At 58.4% G+C, this 517-nt stretch carries 1 protein-coding gene; it reads right to left on the minus strand.

What is annotated here, in order from left to right; genetic code table 11:
• Positions 1-67: 67 nt before the first annotated feature.
• The coding region (locus ACK4TH_RS13285) for a UDP binding domain-containing protein (protein ID WP_409627109.1) at positions 68-517 on the minus strand (450 nt) is incomplete at its 5' end.

The following is a 517-nucleotide window of genomic DNA, read 5'->3' on the forward strand; positions in this document are numbered from 1 at the left end:
GCGCAAGGGCTCGCGCAAATTGGTTCTTGCGGAAATGCCACAAGAAACGCAACCTGGTCAGCATGGGTCAGGCGTCCCCTCCGAACAGGTCCCGCGTGTAGACCTTCTCCGCAACATCGTCCAGGTCCGGTGTGCGCCGGTTTGCCACAATGACGTCTGCGATCTGCTTGAACTCCTCGAAGTCTTGTACGACGCGCGAATTGAAGAATGTTTTCTCTTTCAAGACGGGCTCGTACACCACCACATCGACACCCTTGGCCTTCAGGCGCTTCATGATGCCCTGGATGCTGCTGGCGCGGAAATTGTCGCTCCCAGCCTTCATGATCAACCGGTATATGCCCACCAGCTTCGGTGCGCGGCGCAGAATGTCCTCTGCCACAAAGTCCTTGCGGGTGGCGTTCGCGTCTACGATCGCACGGATCAAGTTCTGCGGCACGTCCTTGTAGTTGGCGAGCAGCTGCTTCGTGTCCTTGGGGAGGCAGTACCCCCCGTAGCCGAACGAGGGGTTGTTGTAGTG

This window comes from Tepidimonas sp. (assembly GCF_046292505.1).
GTDB lineage: Bacteria > Pseudomonadota > Gammaproteobacteria > Burkholderiales > Burkholderiaceae_C > Tepidimonas.